Raw genomic sequence first — 19,056 nt, 5'->3', positions numbered from 1 at the left:
TTCATCCCCATAGCTTGATGACAGCCTTATTCGAAGATGGCCCGATTATCAGCATCTCCTCTAAATATCTCCGGGGATAGGGGATCGCCAGTTCAGGAAGCTTTTCCCCGCTAAAAAACACCAGCTCCTCTGCCTCCCCGTCCACACTTCGGAGTGTTCCTTTGACGATTGAACATTCAAACACAATGACCGAATATTGGACCCGGTCCCCGTTGATGTATTCATATGTATATTTCTCACCGCCAAATACGCCGATAATCCGCAGCGGATTCACCATTAAGCCCGTTTCTTCAAACACCTCCCGGCGCAGTGCCCTTGATGGGGTCTCACCAGGTTCAATGGCACCTGCGGGTAAACCCCACAGCTGTTCCCCTCCTTTGCGGAGCAGTAGAATATCGCCTTCCTCATTTCGGATCACTGCTGCGACAGACGGCACCATCAATAATTCGCTCCCAACCTTATTGCGCAGACTGCGGTAATATTCAGATATCGGCATGTTAGCCCTCCTTATAATCTATCCTTGTTGAACGAAATTAAGCTGATTTGCACTCATCCCGTCTCTGGTATTATCCACGGTCCAGTGGATCTCCCTGCCATCGTTATAGAAATCATGAATGAATGGTCCGCTGTCAATTCCCCTGCGCATTCGCCCTCCCGAACCACGTTTTATTTGATAAACCTATCTCACTATATTTTACAAGACTAGCATGTATTCCTTGTCTAGACAAACAGCAAAGGGACACTGCCAGCCCGGCAGGCTGACAATGTCCCTGGATATTCCGTACAAACTCGCATAAAACCTGCGTTCAGCCTTCCCCAAGCTCAAGCCCCTTCACGCTGCGCCGCCGGGTCCGGCAGGTCCAGAGCAGATCGGCTGCAAGCATCAGCGCCGCTAGTGGCAGCAGCAGCAGCCACAATGCGGAAATCCGGAGATACAGCCTCTCGATGAGCGGCTGCAGGCAATATACACAAACCGTCGCCAGCCCCCACCAGTATAAGGAAAATTTCAGGCAGATGTGCCCCTGCAGCTGATAGGGCATCCCCGAATAATCCCACCACTGCTTATGAAAAACAGACTTCAGCAGCCATCCGCTGGCGTATTCGACAGCAGACGGGATGATTAACGCCAGCAGGATCATCAGCGGCAGCGAAAGCCCCAGATCCTTGGCAGCCAGCAGCAGCAGCGGGGCAAAGCCGTACATCGGCTTAAAGGGGCCTCTGAGGAACCCTTCCTTGCGGAACGTTCCCAGGCTGTACAGATTATAGCTGCCCTCCAGAACCCAGCCCAGAAAGGAATACAGCATAAAATAAAAAAAATATTCACCGGCCAGCAGCGAACCCGGAGCATCCCCCAGCAAAAGCAACTGTGTAATCGAAATAGGTCCCGCCCCCTCCCTGTTATGAACAGGTCATATTGGGAGGTAGTATGCCCGGTAAAAACGGGAATTATTATGGTAAGTATTAGTTTTTATTAAGTTCATTCGAGAAAACGGTTCCCCATGCACGGCAGTTTGCAGAATATACAGCACCTTTTGAAGCACATTCGGCGGGCGACGGAATAAATAATAATCTTTAAAAATATTGCGTTTCACGCAATATTTCGTATTGTGCATTTTTGCCGAATATGCAATAATATGCTGCAGAGATTAGATCGCTGGACGCTTATTCACGGGCCCGGGTTTGCGCAGTGGTTAACTCTCTCCCTTGCTTGCAGCTTATCTGCTGAGGATAATCCAGACTGTAAATTCTTTAAGGAGGACTGTAAAATGGTAGATGATCAAGACACAAAGGTCGCAGCGCGTTTGAAAAACAAGATATTCTTCGAGCGTGACGATATCGATTTCACTTTCCAGTGGTTGCTTTCGTTTATGCACTGCGGGGGCGTTTCCCAGGGAGAGTTATTCAAACTCGCCCGGCAGATTGATCCGAATTCCATTACCAGTTATAAGAATGAATTTGAGAAGGAAGCCATTAAAGTTGAGGCAACCGCAGAGGACAGTCTGAAGAGGGGCCACTCCTTTAGCGCCGGTGAAGCGTTTATACGTGCCCACTCGTACTACAGAGCGGCCTTCTACGGTACGTTTCCGCACGAACCTGATTTCGTTCGGTTTCATCAAAAGAGTGTGGAATGCTTCCGGAAGGCGCTTGATGCGAAGTCTGGGCAGATTCCCCATGAGTGGGTGGAGGTGGAATACAAGGGTTATAAGTTCCCAGGCTGCTTTTTGAAGGCTGAGCACAGCGATGTGCCAAAGCCGACGATTCTTTTCCACAACGGTGGAGAGACACACAAGGAGGACACCTACTTCCTCGGAGGACAAGCGGCGATTGACCGGGGATATAATGCGCTGATCATTGATCTTCCTTGGGATGTCTGTGTCAGATTCTATGAACCCGAGGCGACAGCCAAAAACTTCCCGAAGGAGGAGCTGCACAACGTTTATAGAGCCACCACTGATTTCCTCCTCGCCCGCCCTGATGTGGATGCTGCCCGATTGGTCGTAAGCGGTATGAGCTATGGCGGCGCCAAGACAATGGTTCATGCAAGTTGCGATGACCGTTTTGCTGCGGCAGTTCCGAACTCACCGGTATACTCAATGGCTACCATCATTGAACGCGGCATGCCTTCGTTTCTTCGAGGCAGCGCGGATGAAGCAGCAAAGCAAACTGAAAAGATGCCATATACAGGCCAGGCACTGTTCGCCGGATCAGTATGGTCACACGGCTTCGATAGTATCGTAGAATGGCATGATGCAGCAAAGGAAGCGCTCGACGTTGATCCGCGAGACGTCAAGTGTCCCTTGCTCTCCATGTACTCGGAAGCCGAACATCCTGAGATGAAGAGACAAGCGGTTGAGACTTACGAGAAAGCACCGAACAAGAAGAATGCTATCTTTTTTGGGACTGAAGAAGATGGCGCTGACCTGCACTGTCAAATTAACAATCTGCCGCTTAGCTACCAGGTAATGTTTGATTGGCTGGACGAAGTCCTCGATTATAACATTCAGACTTCAGTTAAGCAGAAATAATAATTAGCATTATTGATAATTTTTGTCCATGGTGCTGTGAAATTTCAGCACCATGGATCTTTGACTATCCGCATAATTGGAGGAACAGATTGACATGACGACTGAAAAATCGGGTTTGAGAGAACGTAAGAAGGATGAGACACGGCGAACGCTCAGCGAAATAGCCCTTAACCTCGCAATCGAAAGAGGGGTTGGCCAGGTTCGGGTTGAGGACATTGCCGCTGCCGCAAATGTCTCCCTGCGAACGTTCAATAACTATTTTCCTTCTAAAGAAGCGGCCATCATCGGCAACGCATTTCAACGTTCCGAGACGATAGCTGTTGCGTTAGCCGCCCGCCCGCCCGGGGAAGCTCTAAAGGACTCGTTCCGAGCCGCAGTTCTTGCCGGGTTTTCAGATTCATCAGACCGGCAATGGCTGGCACGCATGATCCTCCTTCGGGATGATCCCGCATTGATCGGCGCACAGCGAAAGGCAGAAATCGAGTTCGAACGGAACCTCGCGAAGGTCATCGCAGAACGTGCACAAAAGGATCTGACGCGGGATATCTATCCGACCTTATTAGCAGCAATGCTAATTGCGGCGGTACGTGCAGCGGTCTTTTTTTGGACTAGTTCATCTCCGGGAGGGCCAACGCTACACGAAATACTTGATGAAGCCATCAGCCAATTGGGGTATGAGCATTAACAAAAAAACATAACCCGCAGGTTATGTTATGACTTCCGGGAAGCTTCAGATTGCGTTCCCTGTAGATTAGTTTTTGTCGTGCTGCTCCTTGAGCAGCTGTGTCAGTGACTGTCCGTCATGCTGCTTTCTCAGCGTCTCCAGCTTCATATCGCTGCGCACGCCAAAGTCCGAACCGTACTTTTTCTCAAGATTGCCCACAAGCGCATCCCCGCGCTTTTGCCGGTACCGGCCGTTCTCGTTTCGACTCCGCATTAACGATTCCTCCCCGCAATATGGATTGCCCAGAGACTTGTGAAATCTGCGATGCATTGGAGAATGAAGACATGCCTGAGTTCGCGCGTGACTGTACTGTACTTTTACTTGATAGTGCTTATATTTGATTCCAGTATATATTATTTACTAATCGATTCTCAATACGGGCCGCTCAAAAAACAGACTATCCTGTGAGGATAGCCTGTCAGAAGACAGGGACGCTGTCTTTAGCTCTTGGGGAACGGATCAGGATGGGAGGTATCCGCAGGTTTGGCTACCCAGTCGTCGGCCTCCGGCTCAATGTCCACACCATTTTCCATCTTTTTGCGTTCTGCGAGCGAATCGTCTTTTTTACTTTCTTTATTGCGGATGTCCGCTTCATTTTTGATATGATCTGACATGTTGAAATCCTCCTTCGCATGCTGTGCAGATTAATTGGGTTACTTAGTTTATAGTTACCCATTGGACTGTTTCGCAAACATGCTGAGATTCATTCACACCGTAACGCCGTTCCCCGCCTTATTCGTAATACACCCTGAATACGATATCCTGCTCGTAATTGCCGAAGGCCATTTCTCATTCACATGAGGGGCCTCTGAGCCAATTTCCATGGTGATTTCGATCTCCTGCACCTTCTGATCCATAAAAAGATAATTGGGCACCTACTGGATGCTTGCCTTGCCCAGCTGATCAATACCATTGCGCCGATTACGACTGAGAATGGAGGCCCGCTATGGCTCCAGACTACGTATTACCCTTACATGCATGCTTCCCTTTACGGACGGGGAACGGTGCTGCATCCGCTCGTTACCAGTCCTAAATATGATTCCAGCGATTTCACCGATGTTCCTTACCTGGAAGCAGTAAGCGTATACAATGAGGAACTGGGCGAAATCACTGTCTTTGCTGTAAACCGCCATTTGAGCGAAGGAATGGAGCTTTCCGTGGATTTGCGCAGCTTCGGACCCACTGAAGTCATTCAGCATACCGTTATGGAGCATGAAGATCTGCAGGCGGCCAACACCAAGCTGCATCCTGGGAATGTCCTGCCTCATGACCGCGGAACAGCGGTGGCAGGGACGGCCGCATCACCGCCCTTCTGTCCAAAGCTTCGTGGAATGTAATCCGCCTGCGGGTGAAGAGCTAGGCCGGATGTTCTAGTGATACATGATCCATGAAACGATTGGGCCTACGATCGAACCTACAATCGCACAGACCGTCATAGCCACAGAGCTCATGGACACCGACTGTTCTCCGTACTCCAGCGCTTTGGCTGTGCCCAGAGCGTGGGAAGCGGTCCCCAGGCCGATGCCAATGCCGGATTCGCTGCGGATTCTGAACAGTCTGATGATATAAGGCCCGCCGATAGCTCCGGTAAACCCGGCGATCATGACGAAGACGGAAGTTAAGGAAGAGTCACCGCCAAGACTGCTGGAAATCTGGATCGCTACAGCGGTCGTAATGGATTTGGGCAAGATCGAGAGCACATACAGCTTGGAAAAACCAAGGCCAGCCGCCAGCAGCATCCCGCTGAACATGCCGACCAGCAGCCCGATAACCGTGCCGCCGAGTATGGCCGGGAGGTTCTGCCACAGCACATGGCGCTGCTTATACAGCGGATAAGCAAGGGATACCACAGCCGGTCCGAGCAGGCGGTTGATCCATTCTCCGCCGATCATATAAGTGTCATAGGAAATATCGAAGCCAAGCAGAAGAACCACCACGGTAAAAGTTGCGGTGAGCGCCGGCAGAAGCACAGGTAGACGAAATCTTTTGTACAGCATGGCCATGAACAGATAAATACCAACATTCATCAGAACGAAGCCGGCAGCAAGCAGGATATTCATGCTTCGCTCCCCTTCTCGCGGGCAACCGTTATTTTAGAGCGGCTTCTGCTGCCAGTCCTGAGGACTGTGATCCACTCGGTGGCATGTGCCGTCACAACCATGGTCAGCACACTGCTGGCGACCAGGATGCCAATCATCATCAGCCCCCGGCCGCTGAAAATATCCAGGTGATTCATAATCCCGGCCGTTGCCGGAATGAAGAACATGGGCAGATAGGCCAGAATGAATAATGAGCCGTCCTCAATCAGCTTCACCGGCACAATCTTGAACAGCAGTAAAATAAACAAAAGCAACAGTCCGACAATGCTGCCCGGAACCGGAAGATGCAGCTGCTTCTGCAAATAATCCCCGGCGAGAAAAAACAGGTACAGTACAGCTACCTGGGCAATAATACGAATGATTTTCATGCTGCAGGAATCCCTTCAATCTTGAAATGACAATCCGGTGCAAAACTGCTCACTTCATAAGACTAGCAGATTTTTCAGTAATTTTTCAATTATTTTTCGAAGCTTTTATGTATATTCATAACCTTCACACAGCAAAAAAACTGCTTTGCAGGCAGGCACAATGTATTATGTGACCACCGGCAGAGCAGTTTTTGTTGCCTTATCTTATACCCAGTGAACGACCTGCTCAGCACTGCGCCGGGTTTTACCGCGCGGCTCATTCAGGCGGTAGCCAAAAGCCACCATGCAGGCGATTCCGAAATGCTCCGGATCCATAATGCCCTTAGCTGCCAGGATCTCTTCGATTTTCGGCTTGTCGAAGCCTTCAATCGGGCAGGAATCAATGCCGATCTGGGCGGCGGCCGTCATCATATTGCCAAGGGCCAGATAAGTCTGGCGGGCGCCCCACTCGAACAGTGCACGGTCATTGCCTGTCAACCCGAAATCGGTTGTCAGGAAGGTGTCATACATCTTGCGCTTCCCTTCAGCAACTTCCGGAGGCAGGTTCTGCACATCCTTCATGATTCCCTGGATATAATCTGATCCGGCGGCCAGATCTTTGGGCAGTCTCGAGAGAATCAGCACGAAGTGGCTGGCTGTCGGAAGCTGCTTCTGGGCACCCCAGGTAAATTGGCGCAGCTTCTCCCGGATCTCCGGATTCTGTACCACCACAAACTTCCAAGGCTCGAAGCCGAATGAGCTGGGTGAGAGTCTTCCGGTTTCCAGGATGAACTGAAAGTCTTCTCCGCTGATCTTCCGGCTACTGTCGAATTCTTTCGTAGCATGTCTGAATTCATAGGCCGCGATGATTTCCTTTTTGGCTGCTGCATTACTTTCCATCGTCTCTACTCCCTTTCGGTTCACTCCGTTTCATTGACGGAGTGAAGTTTATGCGTTTATATTAATGTATATATAATTATTTTTGAAGTACGCACATTAATGTAATGTAGTATACAAAATGATACTGAAGGAGTGACGTTATTATGCGCGATCGTAAAGGCGGCTTCGGTAATGCTCCGGGCTGCGACCAGGCAGCCTGCCCTGTGGAATTCACCCTTGATGTGATCGGCGGCAAGTGGAAAGGCGTGCTGCTGTACCACATGATGGAGGAAAAGAAACGGTTCAGCGAATTCCGCCGGATCTGTCCCGGAATCACCCAGCGGATGCTGACCCTGCAGCTCCGGGAGCTGGAAGAGGATGGCGTTGTTCACCGCGAGGTCTATCAGCAGGTTCCGCCGAAGGTCGAATACTCCCTGACCGAGTTCGGCCGGACCCTCATCCCCATCATCCGGCTAATGAGGGATTGGGGCGTAGAATACCAGACCAAACAGCTTTCCGGAGAAAGCTCTCGGGCGGAGACTCTGTGAAGGTGCAGCCAAGCTTATATCGAATGATTTATTCCTTCTCAAAAAATTCCTCTGACTTCTGCCGGTGCTCCTCCGTTACCTGGCCGGCAATCGCCCTTACACCTGCGGCAATGATTGCTGCGTCATCGGTGAGGCCCAGGCCGATCAGCGCATCTGGAATCGCGTCAATGGGGGAAATGAAATAAGCCAATGCCCCGAAGGCAATGCCTTTGGCCCACAAAGGGGTTTTGGCATCTATGGCACAGTAATACATCGCCACAGCATCTTTGGTAAACGGGATTTTTCCGGCAAACTTCCGGGTTTTGCTCCAAAAGCTCTTTTTCACCAGCTGCTCGTTCTTCTCACTGTATTTGAAATTCTCCACGGCGATTTCCGCCGGCAGCTTATCCCTGTCCTTCTCCATCTGCGTTTCCTCCTCTAATGCTCGGATTGTCTTGCGCTCATCGGTAGAGTGCCTTTATTATAACATATAACCGGGACCGCTCCGGGTAAACAGAACCTGCAGAACTGCATTCATCCGAACAACAAAGGAGCGTTATATGACTGTAAAAAAAGTAACCTGGCTGGAGCTCTTCTATGATCTGCTGTATGTTGCCGCCGTGTCCAAAGCCAGCCATGTGCTGCTGCATGTAGAGGACGAAACCCTTTCGCTTGAAACGCTGGGCAAATTCGTGCTGATTTTTATCCCGATCTGGTGGGCCTGGGTGGGCCAGACGCTGTTTGTCAACCGCTATGGGCAGGACATTGTCTCTCACCGGATTTTTCTGATTATTCAATTGTTCTTTGTGCTGATTATGACGGCAAGCCTGTCCGTGGATTTCGATCAGACCTATTATTCGTTTCTGACAGGCTACCTCGGGCTGCGGGCGATGACTGCGGTACAGTATCATTACGTACGCTCCAAGGAAAACGGGCATCTTAGAGCCACCGCTCATTATTTAGGCAGCCGCTTTTGGATCGGACTGGTGATATCCGCCTGTTCCCTGTTCTTTGATTCCTGGGTCCGTTATGCCGTGCTGTACGCCGGAATTGCCGTCGACATCATCCTGCCGCTGGCGGGCAGAAAAATTCTGGTCCGGACACCTGCCAATACTCACCATCTGCTGGAGCGTTTCTCCCTGTTTGCCTTGATTCTCCTGGGGGAGTCCGTTGTGAGCATTCTTGCCGTGCTGCAATCCAGCACCTGGACCCTGCAGTCAGTAGGCTTCGCGGGCCTGACCTTCGTGCTGATTATAGCCATGTGGTGGCAGTATTACGATAATCTGGAGAAAAAGGTGGATAAAAATGTTCATACAGCCGGACAGACGATCATTTATGGACATCTGTTCATCTTCCTGTCGCTGTGCATGCTGGCTGCTTCAATCCAGCTGCTGTTCCTGAACAAGCTTCATTACGGGCTGATGGTGAATCTGCTTTTCGGCTCCGTGCTGCTCTACTTCGCCTCCACAACACTGGTCTTCCACGTGTACCGGCATAAGCAGCACCGGCTGGGAATCGTTCATCTGGCGGTGCTTACAGCGGTCCTGGTCTGCTTTTACATTCTGGACATGGCAGTTCACGTGCCGGATGTGCTGATCATGGGCGAAATGGCGCTGTTCTTTGCCGTGTATGCCCGGATCACAAGCTAACAAGGATGATCCGCTATAACCAGCCAGCTTATGATGTCCATCTAAGAAGAGGCGCCCACAGGGGGCGCCTCTTTGTTGATCTCAGGAGACAGCTTTCTTCGTCTAGCGTACCGCCTGACCCAGATGCTTTTGTAAGAACAACACCTTCTGGCGGAGATGAAATTCACTAACCTCATGCCCGGAGAAGGGATAATCCATAATCTGCTTATCCGACTCTATGCGGTTATACGCGGCATATACGCTTTCCGGCATGCAGACGGTATCCTTCCAGCCGACAGAAATCAGAACCGGGGCCGTAATGCGCGGGGCAAGGTTCACGATATCGAAGTAAGCAAGCGTATCCAGCACCCGCTCCAGATGCTCCGGATAACGCCGCACATAAGCGCCGATCTCGGTCAGGGAGCTGGTTGAATTCAGCACGCCGAAATCCAGCCGGCAGAGATTGGGGATGTCTGCAGCCACAGCGGCGATCTTGCTGCTCAGGGCACCAGCCAGCAGAGCAATGCCCCCGCCCTGGCTGCCGCCGGTAATCGCGATGCGCGACGGGTCCACGCCCGGAAGCTGCGCAGCCGTTTCCACTGCGCGGACGGTATCCATAGCCACTGCCATATAATAAGAATGTTCCTTCTCCAGCAGTCCCTGCGTAATCCAGCCCTTGGCCACACCGCTCTCCATGGGCAGCAGATTTCCGGTCTCTCCCAGTTGTCCCCGCACATCCACGGCCAGAACGGAATAGCCGAGCAGCACCCAGGAAGCGTAACGCTCCGGATATCCCCTGTCCCCGGTATAGCCGGGAAAGGTAATGATGCAAGGAAGCGGCCCCCCGCCATTCCCCGCCTGTGCAGGCTGAATATGCCAGGCATGGACCCTTGTTTCATCAAAGCTCTGGAAACTGACTTTGTCTACCCGCATTCCCGGATATGGCGTCACTTCGGGCACAGAAATAATCTCCAGCGGTTTGCGGGCATACTCTGCAAGGATGCCATCCCAAAATTCGTTGACTACTCCCTGTTCCAGTGTCGGTTCAGGACGGCAGTTCTCGAGTTCCTGCTTGCGGAGCTCTATCGTATTCATTGCATACTCTCCTATTCTGTCAGCGCTTTATGATTGCAAGTAACTGTAAGCGCTATTAATATAAAGTTAATAATAATACAAATCGCTATTTTCCAAAAGGAGATGTTTACCATCCGTTACGGAACTTTGGCCCACACCGCAGGCTGTCTGCCCCTGAAAGAGCTGACTGCCGCGCTTCAAGACTATGGAATTGATTTCGTCCAACTGGCCTTGTCCAAAGCTATACAGGATATCGATACCTCAACCGGCAAGCTTAGCCCGGGCCTCGCCAATTATATCGCTGAACAGTTTGACCGCGCGGGAATCCGCATCGGTGTGCTCGGCTGTTACATTAATCCGATTCATCCCGATCCGGCCATCCGCCGGCTGGAGATCGGGCGGTTCAAGGAGCATCTGCGTTATGCCCGGCAGTTCGGCGCACCGATGGTCGCTACGGAGACCGGAGCCTTGACCACTTTTGCCGAATTTGAGCCTTACCGCTATGAGGAGCTGGGCTGGGAAACCCTTCGGGCCACGGTCGAGGAGCTGGCCGAGGAAGCGGAAAAATGGGGAGTCTTCCTCGGGCTGGAAGGCGTAAGCACCCATACGTTGTCCACTCCGGCCAAAGTGCGCCGGATTCTCGACGAAGTCCCCTCCAGCGCAATTGGCGTAGTCTTCGATCCCTGCAACTTGATCGGAGATCATGTCCAGAACCAGGATGAGATTGTGGACGACGCCTTCAGCCTGTTCGGGGACCGGATCATTTTGGCCCACCTGAAGGATATGTATGCCGAGGGAATCCGCATCCGCCATGGCCAGGCTGGCCGGGGATTGTTCCACACTGCGGAGTTCCTGAATAAGCTCCAGGCCCACAAACCGATGATCGATGTCTCGCTGGAGGATATTCAAGGCCCGGCAATCCGCGAAACGGTGGCGCTGCTGGAACGACTAAGAGGCCCTCAGTCGTAGTGCTTCCAGTTCAGCAGATACACATCCTCTTCCTGCATCCATTTCGCGAGATACACAATCTGGCCGGTATGGCAGGCATAATGCTCTGCCGTACCGATCAGTATCTTTTGAATACTCCAGCTGTAACTCTCCATTTCTGAATTCTCAGGATAATGCACGGTGACGACCCGTTCCAGATCCTTTTCGGTTAATCCATTGACTACAGCCCGGCTCTCCCGTCTTACTTCCCGCAATAACTCCAGCAGTTCTTCTCATACATTCGCTAATAATCTCATTCACTTTACTGCCTCCTCTTTGGGGAACCCGTTACAATTTTAAGGCTGCCGTCCCGGCACTCTTCAACATTCGCTGAATAAAATAGTATTCATAACCAGTGTTTGCTATTTTCAGCTATATTGTAGAAGGGAAGAGATCATTCATGAGGTTTACATTTCCCATTCTCACCTTATGCCATGGCGGGGCGCAGCGTATGCTGGTAGAACTCACCAACGGGCTTGCCGCCCGGGGTCATGATGTTGTGATCCTCATGCCATTAGGGGGCGACATTTCCTATGAGGTCCATTCTAGCATACTAACTACAGACCAAACTGTGCTGCGAGAATCTGATTTCCCTGTCAGTGATATTATTGTGTCCAATTTCTATACAACGGTTCCCGTGTCCGAGGCGGCAAGCCAACAGGGAAAAGGTATGCATATCCGCCTGTCTCTATGCTATGAGCCGCTCTTCCTGCCGGAGAATGAAGTATCCTTTCCTTCTTATCATATCACTGACAAGCTGCTTGTTTTGTCACAATGGCAGCAGGAATTAATTGCTTTGAGCCATGGAATTACCGGGAGCATTGTGCCGGTCGGCATAAGTACAGGGTTTCGAAACCAGAATATCCGCCACATGCTGCAGGAGCCGCTGAATATCACGGCGATTCTGCGCAAGGAGGAGAACGGCTTTGCCTCGCACCGTGAACAGGGCTATTTGGTGAAACAGCTCGATATCGTCAGGCATAACGCCCCGCAGGTGAACATCAACTTCATCTGCCCGCCGGATGAGTTCTATTCCTCGGAATCCCTGCAGAGGATGAAGGCCGAAGGCAAATACCGGTTTTTCACTCCGAAAAATGATGAAGAGCTCTGTTATCACTATAACGGGGCGGATATCTTTGTCAGCGCCAGTGCCTTCGATGCCGGTTCCCTGCCGGGACTGGAAGCCATGCGCTGCGGGGCAGCGCTAGTGTCTATATACTCCGGGGAAATCTCCAGTATGCCCGCCACGAGGAGAATTGCCTGCTCTCCTACCGTTATGAGAACCGGCTGGCCCAGGATGTGCTGCGCCTGATTGCTGATCCTGCGCTCAGAGCCCGGCTCGCTGAACAAGGTGAAGCTGATTCTTTGGCCTGGACCTGGGATAATAGTGTTAACAGTATGGAGCAGGCTGTCGTACGGTTCATGCAGAATATCCCCCATAATGAACCAGCCCGGACCCCTTATTGCGCCGGATAGCCGGATATAGAATAAGCAAAGGCCATTAACCTGAAGCTAAAATGAAGCAGCTGCTGCCCGAATCGCGGATTTCGCAGCTGCTTGTTCGCATAACCAATGACGTTTATACATAGGCAATGCCTTCATGAATGGTTTACACTAAGATTAAGTACAATATAGTTTCGGAGGTGTGGCCATGCATCAGATCGAAAATCATTCGGCGGCTGCAGAGCTTGAATATAAGTATATGGTGAGCGGAGACTCCATTTCGAAGGGTGTAGTCTATGACGAGGCCAGAAGCAAATATGTAATTCTGGAGGACAATTATGTCTCCCTGCTGCAAGGCAAGCTGAAGGGGGCGCTGCGCAACACTGCCAGATTCGGCAATACGCTGCTCAAGGGCTTCGGCAATCTCAAACGGGATGTGCTGAAGGAGAAGCCGGATATGGTGCTGATTGAATACGGGGGGAATGACTGCGATTTCCACTGGGAAGAGATTGTGAATAACCCTGAAGCTGAGCATAATCCCAAAACCGATTTCCCGGCATTCGAAAGCATGCTCCGGGATATGATCGACTTCCTGAGCACCCAAGGGATTATGCCGATTCTGATGAGCCTGCCGCCGCTGAATGCGGACAACTACTTCAAATGGGTGAGCGGAAACAATCCGGCTTCGGAAGCGAACATTATGAAATTCCTCGGCAGTGTCACCAAAATCTACTGGTGGCAGGAACGGTACAATTCCACCATTATCAGGGTCGCCGAGAGCACCAAGACAAAGATTATTGATGTCCGGAGCGCTTTTCTTCAGCAGCCGGATTATACAAAGTTCATCTGCCGTGACGGGATCCACCCCAACCGGGCAGGGCACCGCATTATCTATGACAAGGTGCTGGAGTTTCTCTCCAGCAGCGAACCCCATTTGCTGCTCGACGGCAAGGGACAGGCTCTGCACGGCCGCTGATCCATTGCCGCCGGCAGCCTGTTCCCTTATTTAATGGAACAGAATTTAATGGAACAGGCAGAACCCGCTGCACATCCGGACGTGCAGCGGGTTCTTTTAAACCAGCCGATTACTTTCTATTGAGGACAGGAGATCCGTTACTGAGGCGGATCAGCGGGTCCTGCAGATTATCCGGACTGAGAATCCGCTAAACATCTCATTACCCATCATTTTGGACTCAAATGAACAATATAAGGGCTTCTGTGTCCGCGAGCGCCGGAAATAAATACTTTTCTGCAAAATAACGTCTGCTCTGTCCGCTTCACTTCACAGAGGGTACAGTCCAAAGACACCTCTCTAACCGCTCTTACTCTGCCTGCTCTGCAATGGGCTGCAGCGCGACATATTTATCACCGAGCAGGGTTTTGAAATAATTCCGGTTATACAGCATGCTGGGATGGGCCGGATGATAACGCAATGCCGTTTCATTGAACAGGTTAGCCTTCTCGTGCTGTCCAAGACGGTCATAACATAAAGCCAGCTGCAGATTCGGCAGCCAGGTGCTGTAGCTTTCATTGCGTATGCCCATGGAGTCATTCTGCCGGGGCAGCATCACAGCGAGCTCATACCAGTAGACGGCCTGATGCAGCTGATTCTTCTCCAGGTTCCAGGCACCCAGTCTGCAGCAGAATTCCGCCCGCGGCTTATCGATCTTCAGTGTCCGGCAGAGTGCCTGAAAAGCTTCCTCCCTGTTCCCCAACCGTTCCTGGCATTCGGCCAGCCGCAGGCAGGCCTGGTAATTATCCTCGATCCAGCCCTGTCCCCCTTCCAGAAAAAGGGTATAGTACCGGCACGCCTCCTCATGCATCCCGTGGTCCCGCAGCTCATTCGCGTAATAGTACTGGTCCCGGGGGAGAAGGCTTCGCCGGCTGCGGCCCGTTTCTGGTAAATCCGCAGATTGCGGTCCGTGTAGGCCTTGTCTTTTTCGTGTGTAATGCAGACATCGCTGCTGTAGGATGGGCCGTACACCTCCAGATGTTCGTGCACCGGCCCTATCCATTTGAAATTGCAGCTGCGGCGGACCAGCCGGTTGCGGCGAAGTGAGGTCACCACATTGCCGGCAGCATCAAAAGCAAGATTATATGGCATATTTACGCTGTCCACATGTCCCGGAAGACTGGTTTTGAGTCCTCTGAAAAGCTCCTGATCCTTATCCTTCAGGTAATCATCGGCATCCAGCCACAGGATATAGTCCTTGGCGGCCTTGCTGAAGGCAAAGTTCCGGGCCGCCGAGAAATCCTCGATCCACGTAAAATCATAAATCACCGCCCCAAAAGACGCGGCAACTTCCTTGGTCCGGTCTGTCGACCCCGTATCTACGACAACGATCTCATCTGCAAAGGATGCTGCGGAAGACAGGCAGCGGGGCAGACTGTTCTCTTCGTTGCGGACGATCATGCATAAACTGATTTCGATCATGGCAGCCTCCTAAACATTGTGCTTCTATATGGATATGCAGTTTGCTCCGGTGAGAACCCGCCTCCTACCCACCGCCCTTTCCGCCTGTTTCCATTTCCCTTCTATTTTTTTACCCATATCCCATATCTTCCGGGGCGGCAAGTTTCTTGCAGTGTATTGGATGGGCGGCGACAGTGCCGAGCCTTACCGTTATGACAAGGCCATCAAGCTTGCGTTAAGCAGCCTGGACAGCAAATAGACATACCTTAGCGTACAACCTCCTGCCGGAGTGCGGACACCGGGAATGTTTTTTGTTATAATATCGTAGAGTTTAAAAGATTCTACCTGAATCAAGCTTTATCTATTCATATACCAGAAGGGGACGTTCGCTTTGTCAAAAATTATTAAAGCTCTAACCATTGCCGGAAGTGACTCCAGCGGAGGCGCCGGCATCCAGGCCGACCTCAAAACCTTTGAGGAGTATGGCACCTACGGCTTCAGCGCTTTGACCACTATTGTTACGATGGACCCGGATAACGGCTGGCATCACAATGTCTATCCGATTGATGCGGCCATCGTTGCAGAGCAGCTGAAAACCGTGTTCGCAGGGGGTCCTGTCGATGCCATGAAGACCGGCATGCTGGGCAGTGTGGATATCGTTAAGGTGGCAGAAAAAGCGATCAAGGAGAATCTGCAGACCAACGTAGTCATTGACCCGGTTATGGTCTGCAAAGGGGAAGATGAAGTCCTGAATCCGGAGAGCGCAAATGCGATCCGTGATCTGCTGCTGCCGCTCGCCACAGTGGCTACACCCAATCTGTTCGAAGCCGGTGTGTTGTCCGGGCTGGGCAAGCTGACGTCCATAGACGAAATGAAAGAAGCTGCACGCCTGATCCATGCGCTTGGCACCCAAAATGTTGTCGTCAAAGGCGGCAAAGCGCTGGGCGGCGATCTGGCCATAGATGTGTTCTTTGACGGCTCTGAATATACTGTGCTGGAAACAGCCAAAATCGAACCGGCCTACAACCACGGAGCAGGCTGCACCTTTGCCGCTGCCATCACAGGCGGTCTGGCCAACGGCTTGTCTGTGCATGATGCAGTGGTAAAAGCCAAGGACTTCGTCTCTGCTGCCATCCGCAGGGGCTACGCGTTTAACCAATATGTCGGCCCTGTCTTCCACGGCGGCTACCGGCTGGAGCGTTAATACCGGGACAAGACATAGCAAGGTGTACACCTGCTGCAGTTGATCCTTCAGCGCACAGCGGCAGATGCTTGAACACAAAGAATGGCGGAACTTGAAAGGCATTGTGCCCTTCTGTTCCGCCATTCTTGTTATCCATCTATTGAGGATGCAATTACTTGCTGCAGGAATACTCCTGCAACAAAGCCTCCTACTGCGCTGCGCCCTCCTCGGCGATATGCTTCACAAATTGAATGATTTTCTCCTTCGGTTCATCCCCGCCCAGCACTCCAATTTCAATAGACTTGGTGTTATGGTTGATCGGCAGGGAGGACACAAACTTCGAGTCCGTGATGTTAACAGCGTACAGCTGTTCCTCAGTGCTCTCTCCCACCTTTCCCCACTTCAGGCGGGGATCGTCTTTGGAAATCTTGCCATCCGCCAGAATGGGCTCCAGATTCTGAAATCCATCCTGCTTGCCGATCCATTCAAGCGTAGCTTCATCGAGGATCAGAATATCCGGCGTGTTCGCTGCCAGCTCGACTACGGCTTTTTGCAAATAATTCATATCCAGGGTATCCGAGCCCTCGCCGGTCTTGGGAAGATAGACCATGCTGCTGTCCACCCGCTTCCATTCCGGGTACTGCTCGATGATCGCCTGGTTCAGCGCATCCATTTTGCCGTCTTCGTCCTTCACGCCGAAATTGCCTATGAACATAATCTTCGCATCAACCGGCGGCAGGGTGGCCAGATACTTTTTATGCTGCCAGTTGTTATATAGCGCGTTGCCGGCAAAGATAAGCACGATTACCGCGATAATGGAAATGATGACGTGGGTCTTATAGAGCCGCATAAAGCGTTCCCATTTACGCGCTCCGCCCGCAAGACTGCCGTATTTGGCCAGCCGCTGGTCTTCAGCCTCTTGAATTTCCTGCTGGTCTCTCGCATCGAGAATAAACTTGATGGCCTGAAACTCCTCTTCATAGGCGGCAATTTCCGCTTCAGTGGTTAAGGAGCGCCGCCGTCTTAGCAGCAGATCGAACCTTTTGTTCAATTCCTCTCTGGTTACGGTTTCAGGAACCCCCAACCTTTCATAAGCCTGCTTCAATTTCTCGTCCACAATCAAGTCTCCTTTGGGTTGATGCCGGTCCTGCATTGCGCCGCCGCCGGTACAGTCTGGAATCATTGTGTATTCATTCTACCATCTGCATTTCTATTTTATCAGACATGGGCCTACATTCTCCAGTGGACGGTAGAAAACACAAAAACCCTCCCCGCACGCTGCTCCGGAGAACAGATACAGAAAGGGATTGTGGGTACCAAGTGATAGAATGCTCCACTATTTATGACGTATAAGACCGGCCCAGGCCCAGTTCAGTCAGCAGCTGGCGGTAAGCGATGGATGTGCGGTCAGCCGGGATATGCGCTTCGGCCTGCAGATCAAGCGGCAGATCCTCCGGGGTCTGCGCCTCCACCATTTCCGCGTCTTCTGCAAAGACCTGCAGATTGAACTTAATCGTATCCTCGACCGGCGCACTCTTGTCGAAGTTTCTGGAAATCGGACAGAACAATCGCGTATAGCGTGCGGATACCGGGGAAGCACAGTTTAGAATGTTGAGCCTGCCTTCGTCCGGGAAATACACGGTAAGGGAAGCCGCAAATGGCGGGAACACACGGAATTCACGCAGCCACATGAAGCCCTCCGGTGCCGGGTTCTCTTGGCCTTTTCCATAGTTGCTTACTGTACTCCAGTATTCAGCGACCAGCTCGTTGCCCTCGCGTCTGACCTTGTACTGTGGAACCTCAGTGTTGTTCCGGTCACCAAAGGTGGCTGTATGCACATAAGCGAAATGGGAGACGTCGAGGAATCCCTCCATCTGGCGGCCGGACGAACCGGCAATATCGAAGCCCGGCGGCAAAATATTGATATAGTCCGGGTCTTCCCAGCCCGGGAAATCCGGAATCTGCTCCGCCGCAGAACCCAGGCAGGTCCAGATCAGGCCGTAGCGCTCCACCGCCGGATAGACAATCAGCTTCAGCTTGGGTGAGATTTTGGAGCTGGGATGGGCCGGTACAGCGGTACATTTGCCTTCACAGTTGTAACGGAAGCCATGATACGGACAGACAATTTCTCCGTTCTCCATCCAGCCTTTGCTCAGCGGCGCTCCCCGGTGGAAGCAAAGATCACGGGCGATCACCACCTTGCCTTCACTGCGGTAGCACACCAGCTTCATATCCAGCAGCTTCACCGCCAGCGGTTTGTCCTGTACTTCGTCCGCAATTGCCACCGGATACCAGTATTCAGCCAGTACCCGCCAGTCCTCAGGGGAGAACGTGCAATCACGGGGAAGTTCGATTTCTTGCACCGGTTTCTTCTTTTCCTCTATCATGATCGTTTCACCTCTCCACTCACACTAAACTTCATAAAGATAATTTATTATATATGTCAGATTATATAACTTATTGTGTGTATTTTAATCTTTTTTCGTTAAAAAAATCAATTACAGTAGGTTCTGTTTTGTATTATTGACTAAAAATATCGTTTGAATGTTATGCATCATGACATAATAAACAAAAAAAACAGCCCTCTACGAATCAGAAGGCTGTTTTGCTATTCTAAGCTGCATGCCATCCGGCTCAAGACTCCGCCAGCCACGGAAAGCTTCTCTTTCTCATAAAAGTTCATCGGCCCGCCCATGATGCAAAGCCAGTCGAAGCTGTCGACACCC

Annotated in this window: 25 protein-coding genes and 1 pseudogene; 11 read left to right on the top strand and 15 right to left on the bottom strand. The window is 51.5% G+C overall.

The genetic code is table 11. The annotated features are described in order from the left end of the window. Position 1: 1 nt before the first annotated feature. The 3 genes from JI735_RS22355 to JI735_RS22350 form a co-directional block, all read right to left on the bottom strand. Positions 2-496, bottom strand: a complete 495-nt coding sequence (locus tag JI735_RS22355) for an NUDIX domain-containing protein (protein ID WP_202676451.1) — start codon at positions 494-496, stop codon at positions 2-4. 18 nt (positions 497-514) lie between these two features. Further along, entirely contained in the window at positions 515-646 is a 132-nt protein-coding gene (locus JI735_RS37025; RefSeq protein ID WP_267918964.1) for a hypothetical protein, read from the bottom strand. A gap of 160 nt (positions 647-806) precedes the next feature. After that, positions 807-1,358: a putative ABC transporter permease gene (locus tag JI735_RS22350; protein ID WP_233476002.1), complete on the bottom strand. Its 552-nt coding sequence runs from the start codon at positions 1,356-1,358 to the stop codon at positions 807-809. A 408-nt stretch (positions 1,359-1,766) separates the two neighbouring features. Here JI735_RS22350 and JI735_RS22345 point away from each other — a divergent pair, with 408 nt between their 5' ends. Together JI735_RS22345 and JI735_RS22340 are read left to right on the top strand one after the other, a co-directional pair. After that, positions 1,767-3,026, top strand: coding sequence for an alpha/beta hydrolase family protein (locus JI735_RS22345; RefSeq protein ID WP_039839435.1), 1,260 nt, complete (start codon positions 1,767-1,769; stop codon positions 3,024-3,026). A 94-nt stretch (positions 3,027-3,120) separates the two neighbouring features. After that, positions 3,121-3,711, top strand: a complete 591-nt coding sequence (locus JI735_RS22340; RefSeq protein ID WP_039839436.1) for an acyl-CoA-like ligand-binding transcription factor — start codon at positions 3,121-3,123, stop codon at positions 3,709-3,711. 66 nt (positions 3,712-3,777) lie between these two features. Here the strand turns inward: JI735_RS22340 and JI735_RS22335 are convergent, their stop codons facing one another. From JI735_RS22335 to JI735_RS22325, 3 genes are all read right to left on the bottom strand, one after another. Continuing rightward, on the bottom strand, positions 3,778-3,963 hold the full coding sequence (locus JI735_RS22335) for a hypothetical protein (RefSeq protein WP_039839437.1): 186 nt from the start codon (positions 3,961-3,963) through the stop codon (positions 3,778-3,780). Between the two features lie 227 nt (positions 3,964-4,190). After that, positions 4,191-4,364 carry a hypothetical protein gene (locus JI735_RS22330; protein WP_020434039.1) on the bottom strand — a complete coding sequence of 58 codons (174 nt, stop codon included), beginning with the start codon at positions 4,362-4,364 and terminating at the stop codon, positions 4,191-4,193. Positions 4,365-4,457: 93 nt separating this feature from the next. Continuing rightward, positions 4,458-4,607, bottom strand: coding sequence for a hypothetical protein (locus tag JI735_RS22325; RefSeq protein ID WP_202676450.1), 150 nt, complete (start codon positions 4,605-4,607; stop codon positions 4,458-4,460). On the opposite strand from JI735_RS22325, the gene JI735_RS22320 reads away from it, so the two are divergent. Beyond that, positions 4,590-5,087 carry an alpha-L-arabinofuranosidase C-terminal domain-containing protein gene (locus JI735_RS22320; protein ID WP_325175634.1) on the top strand — a complete coding sequence of 166 codons (498 nt, stop codon included), beginning with the start codon at positions 4,590-4,592 and terminating at the stop codon, positions 5,085-5,087. The two genes, JI735_RS22325 and JI735_RS22320, sit on opposite strands and share 18 nt — an antisense overlap. A gap of 33 nt (positions 5,088-5,120) precedes the next feature. Here the strand turns inward: JI735_RS22320 and JI735_RS22315 are convergent, their stop codons facing one another. The 3 genes from JI735_RS22315 to JI735_RS22305 form a co-directional block, all read right to left on the bottom strand. Then, entirely contained in the window at positions 5,121-5,810 is a 690-nt protein-coding gene (locus JI735_RS22315) for an LrgB family protein (RefSeq protein WP_020434036.1), read from the bottom strand. After that, complete coding sequence (locus tag JI735_RS22310) at positions 5,807-6,217, bottom strand: CidA/LrgA family protein (RefSeq protein WP_020434035.1); 411 nt, start codon at positions 6,215-6,217, stop codon at positions 5,807-5,809. The genes JI735_RS22315 and JI735_RS22310 overlap by 4 nt, the downstream gene beginning before the upstream one ends. Before the next feature lie 204 nt (positions 6,218-6,421). Beyond that, positions 6,422-7,096, bottom strand: a complete 675-nt coding sequence (locus tag JI735_RS22305) for an NAD(P)H-dependent oxidoreductase (RefSeq protein WP_039839439.1) — start codon at positions 7,094-7,096, stop codon at positions 6,422-6,424. 143 nt (positions 7,097-7,239) lie between these two features. On the opposite strand from JI735_RS22305, the gene JI735_RS22300 reads away from it, so the two are divergent. Beyond that, the gene (locus tag JI735_RS22300; RefSeq protein ID WP_039839442.1) at positions 7,240-7,623 is read left to right on the top strand and encodes a winged helix-turn-helix transcriptional regulator; all 384 of its coding nucleotides are present in this window, start codon (positions 7,240-7,242) and stop codon (positions 7,621-7,623) included. Between the two features lie 28 nt (positions 7,624-7,651). Here JI735_RS22300 and JI735_RS22295 read toward each other — a convergent pair whose 3' ends face one another. After that, positions 7,652-8,026 (bottom strand): YkvA family protein, encoded by a 375-nt coding sequence (locus JI735_RS22295; protein WP_063822124.1) that lies wholly within the window; start codon positions 8,024-8,026, stop codon positions 7,652-7,654. 136 nt (positions 8,027-8,162) lie between these two features. On the opposite strand from JI735_RS22295, the gene JI735_RS22290 reads away from it, so the two are divergent. Next, the gene (locus JI735_RS22290; RefSeq protein ID WP_039839444.1) at positions 8,163-9,251 is read left to right on the top strand and encodes a low temperature requirement protein A; all 1,089 of its coding nucleotides are present in this window, start codon (positions 8,163-8,165) and stop codon (positions 9,249-9,251) included. 102 nt (positions 9,252-9,353) lie between these two features. Here the strand turns inward: JI735_RS22290 and JI735_RS22285 are convergent, their stop codons facing one another. After that, positions 9,354-10,325, bottom strand: a complete 972-nt coding sequence (locus JI735_RS22285) for an acetylxylan esterase (protein ID WP_039839446.1) — start codon at positions 10,323-10,325, stop codon at positions 9,354-9,356. A 102-nt stretch (positions 10,326-10,427) separates the two neighbouring features. On the opposite strand from JI735_RS22285, the gene JI735_RS22280 reads away from it, so the two are divergent. Further along, positions 10,428-11,273, top strand: coding sequence for a sugar phosphate isomerase/epimerase family protein (locus JI735_RS22280; protein ID WP_039839448.1), 846 nt, complete (start codon positions 10,428-10,430; stop codon positions 11,271-11,273). Here JI735_RS22280 and JI735_RS22275 read toward each other — a convergent pair. After that, complete coding sequence (locus JI735_RS22275) at positions 11,264-11,515, bottom strand: DUF1572 family protein (RefSeq protein ID WP_325175633.1); 252 nt, start codon at positions 11,513-11,515, stop codon at positions 11,264-11,266. The genes JI735_RS22280 and JI735_RS22275 overlap by 10 nt on opposite strands. Before the next feature lie 176 nt (positions 11,516-11,691). Here JI735_RS22275 and JI735_RS22270 point away from each other — a divergent pair, with 176 nt between their 5' ends. The 3 genes from JI735_RS22270 (at position 11,692) to JI735_RS22260 (ending at position 13,710) form a co-directional block, all read left to right on the top strand. Beyond that, entirely contained in the window at positions 11,692-12,603 is a 912-nt protein-coding gene (locus JI735_RS22270) for a glycosyltransferase family protein (RefSeq protein ID WP_202676448.1), read from the top strand. Further along, positions 12,591-12,767: a hypothetical protein gene (locus JI735_RS22265; RefSeq protein ID WP_202676447.1), complete on the top strand. Its 177-nt coding sequence runs from the start codon at positions 12,591-12,593 to the stop codon at positions 12,765-12,767. Before JI735_RS22270 ends, JI735_RS22265 begins: the two co-directional genes overlap by 13 nt. 175 nt (positions 12,768-12,942) lie before the next feature. Next, positions 12,943-13,710, top strand: coding sequence for an SGNH/GDSL hydrolase family protein (locus JI735_RS22260; RefSeq protein ID WP_020434026.1), 768 nt, complete (start codon positions 12,943-12,945; stop codon positions 13,708-13,710). Between the two features lie 346 nt (positions 13,711-14,056). Here JI735_RS22260 and JI735_RS22255 read toward each other — a convergent pair. Further along, positions 14,057-15,168: pseudogene (locus tag JI735_RS22255) on the bottom strand (glycosyltransferase). 28 nt (positions 15,169-15,196) lie between these two features. Here JI735_RS22255 and JI735_RS22250 point away from each other — a divergent pair. Both JI735_RS22250 and thiD read left to right on the top strand, forming a co-directional pair. Then, positions 15,197-15,406, top strand: coding sequence for a hypothetical protein (locus JI735_RS22250; RefSeq protein WP_233476001.1), 210 nt, complete (start codon positions 15,197-15,199; stop codon positions 15,404-15,406). A gap of 132 nt (positions 15,407-15,538) precedes the next feature. Beyond that, positions 15,539-16,351 carry a bifunctional hydroxymethylpyrimidine kinase/phosphomethylpyrimidine kinase gene (gene thiD / locus JI735_RS22245; RefSeq protein ID WP_039839459.1) on the top strand — a complete coding sequence of 271 codons (813 nt, stop codon included), beginning with the start codon at positions 15,539-15,541 and terminating at the stop codon, positions 16,349-16,351. A 187-nt stretch (positions 16,352-16,538) separates the two neighbouring features. Here thiD and JI735_RS22240 read toward each other — a convergent pair whose 3' ends face one another. Together JI735_RS22240 and JI735_RS22235 are read right to left on the bottom strand one after the other, a co-directional pair. Further along, on the bottom strand, positions 16,539-17,513 hold the full coding sequence (locus tag JI735_RS22240) for a hypothetical protein (protein ID WP_051052322.1): 975 nt from the start codon (positions 17,511-17,513) through the stop codon (positions 16,539-16,541). 157 nt (positions 17,514-17,670) lie between these two features. Continuing rightward, positions 17,671-18,717, bottom strand: a complete 1,047-nt coding sequence (locus tag JI735_RS22235; RefSeq protein ID WP_051052323.1) for an aromatic ring-hydroxylating oxygenase subunit alpha — start codon at positions 18,715-18,717, stop codon at positions 17,671-17,673. Positions 18,718-19,056 lie beyond the last annotated feature (339 nt).

Source organism: Paenibacillus sonchi (assembly GCF_016772475.1).
Lineage (GTDB): Bacteria > Bacillota > Bacilli > Paenibacillales > Paenibacillaceae > Paenibacillus_AQ > Paenibacillus_AQ sonchi.
Note: the sequence above shows the minus strand (reverse complement) of the source record. Positions and strands in the feature narration are given on the sequence as shown.